4 protein-coding genes are annotated in these 1,845 nt (G+C 75.6%); 1 reads left to right on the plus strand and 3 read right to left on the minus strand.

Annotation, left to right across the window (positions count from 1 at the left end; translation table 11 throughout):
* A partial coding sequence (locus H5J29_RS31175; RefSeq protein ID WP_220188166.1) for a hypothetical protein occupies positions 1-227 on the plus strand: 227 nt, incomplete at its 5' end.
* Between the two features lie 58 nt (positions 228-285).
* Here H5J29_RS31175 and H5J29_RS31180 read toward each other — a convergent pair.
* The 3 genes from H5J29_RS31180 to H5J29_RS31190 all read right to left on the minus strand — a co-directional run.
* Positions 286-948, minus strand: a complete 663-nt coding sequence (locus tag H5J29_RS31180; RefSeq protein ID WP_181784519.1) for a pentapeptide repeat-containing protein — start codon at positions 946-948, stop codon at positions 286-288.
* 10 nt (positions 949-958) lie between these two features.
* The gene (locus tag H5J29_RS31185; protein WP_181784520.1) at positions 959-1,723 is read right to left on the minus strand and encodes an ABC transporter ATP-binding protein; all 765 of its coding nucleotides are present in this window, start codon (positions 1,721-1,723) and stop codon (positions 959-961) included.
* A partial coding sequence (locus H5J29_RS31190) for an iron chelate uptake ABC transporter family permease subunit (protein ID WP_181784521.1) occupies positions 1,720-1,845 on the minus strand: 126 nt, incomplete at its 5' end. The genes H5J29_RS31190 and H5J29_RS31185, both read right to left, overlap by 4 nt.

Below are 1,845 nucleotides of genomic sequence, written 5' to 3' on the forward strand. Positions count from 1 at the left end.
TGCGCGCGGGCGGCACGACGTGGCACGAGCTCGTGGCGTGTGAGGAGCGGCCGCTCGTCGCCGACGCCGTCAGCCACGCGCTCGACGAGCTCGGCGCTGCGAGCGGGCGGTTCCGCCGCGAGGAGGCCCGGGCGCTGCACCGCGAGGACGTGTCCATCACGCGGATCGGCAAGCTCCTGGGCGTGAGCAGGCAGCGGGCCTCGGCGATCCTGTCCGAGCCGCGCTAGCGGCGGACCCTGCTCCGGGGCGAGCGCGACCGCGCTCGGCAGGACGCCGGCGCGTGGGTCACCCGTCGGTGATCTGCACGCCCAGGGCCGCCAACAGCAGGGCACCGACCGGGACGAGCTGGTCCGGGCCGATCCGGGTGCCCTGCAGCGCGAGCGGTCCGCGGATCGACTCCAGGGTGGAGCCGTGGAGGTCGGTGCCCGCGAGCCGGGCGTCCTCCAGCGAGGCCTCGCCGAGGTCGCAGCGCAGGAACGCGGACTCCTTCGCCGTGAACCGGTAGAGGTCGGCACCGCGCAGCACCGTGTCCTCGACGCACAGGAACGCACCCCTGGCCATGCGCAGCCGGACGAGGTCGGCGCGACAGCCCTCGATCCGGACGTCGTTGAGGCCCGCGCCGTTCAGCTCGGCGCCGGTGAGCCTGCAGTCGGTGAACGTGACGCGGGTGAACACGGCGTCGTCGAGAATCGCGCCCGAGAGGTCGCACTGCACGAACTCGGTGTCCCGGCAGTGCAGGCCGGAGAGGGTGCGGCCCGCGAGGTCGACCCCGCGGAAGCGGCACTCGTGCACCTGCAGGTCGGCGACGTGCTCGGGGAACACCGTCCCCGGGCCGGCCTCGACGCCGTCCCACAGGTCCCCGTCGCCGGGTTCGGGCGCGCGATCGAAGGTCTTCGGGAGGTCGGGGCGGTCGGGGCCGGTCTTGGTCGTGCGGGACTTGCGAGCCACCCGAGGGACGCTACCGGGGCCGCAGCAGCACCCGCGGGGCGCCGGTCTCGGGATCGTCGACGACCGAGCCCGCGACCCGGAACACCGTGCGCAGCAGCGCCGGCTCCAGCACCTCGCGCGGCGGGCCCTGGGCCACCACGCGGCCGCCCGCGAGCACCACGAGGGTGTCCGCGTACTGGGCCGCGAGGTCGAGGGAGTGCAGCGCCGCGACGACCGTGACCCCGAGCCCGCGCGCCAGCTCGAGGACCTCGATCTGGTGCTCGGGATCGAGGTGGTTGGTGGGCTCGTCGAGCAGCAGGACCTCGGGGCACTGCGCCAGGGCGCGGGCGAGCAGGATCCGCTGCCGCTCCCCGCCGGACAGGGTGGACAGCGGCCGGTCCGCGAGGTGTTCGCCGTCGATCCGCCGCAACGCGTCCGCGACGACCTCGTGGTCGGCGGGGCGCAGCCTGCCGAACGGCCCCAGGTGCGGATGCCTGCCCAGCGCCACCGACTCCCGCGCGGTCAGGTCGTGCCCGCCCACGGCCTCCTGGCCGAGGACGCCGACCCGCCGCGCGACCTCCCGGTGCGGGCGGCGCCAGAGGTCCTCCTCGGCGAGCAGCGCCCGCCCACCGCGCGGTCGCAGCGCCCGGTACAGCGTCTTGAGCAGCGTGGACTTGCCGCTCCCGTTCGGTCCGACGAGCGCGACGAACGTCCCCGCCCGCACGTCGAGGCTGGCCTCGCGCAGTGCCGGGGAGGCCGCGTAGCCCGCGGTGACGGCGTCGAGCCGGATCCTCATCCGACCCCCACGGTCCCCGCCGCGCTGCGCCGGACGACGAGTAGGAACACCGGCACCCCGATCGCGGCGGTGAGGATCCCGATCGGCAGCTCGGTCGGCGCCAGGACGAGCCGCGCGGCGGT

The organism is Pseudonocardia pini, assembly GCF_013870575.1.
Classification (GTDB): domain Bacteria; phylum Actinomycetota; class Actinomycetes; order Mycobacteriales; family Pseudonocardiaceae; genus Pseudonocardia; species Pseudonocardia pini.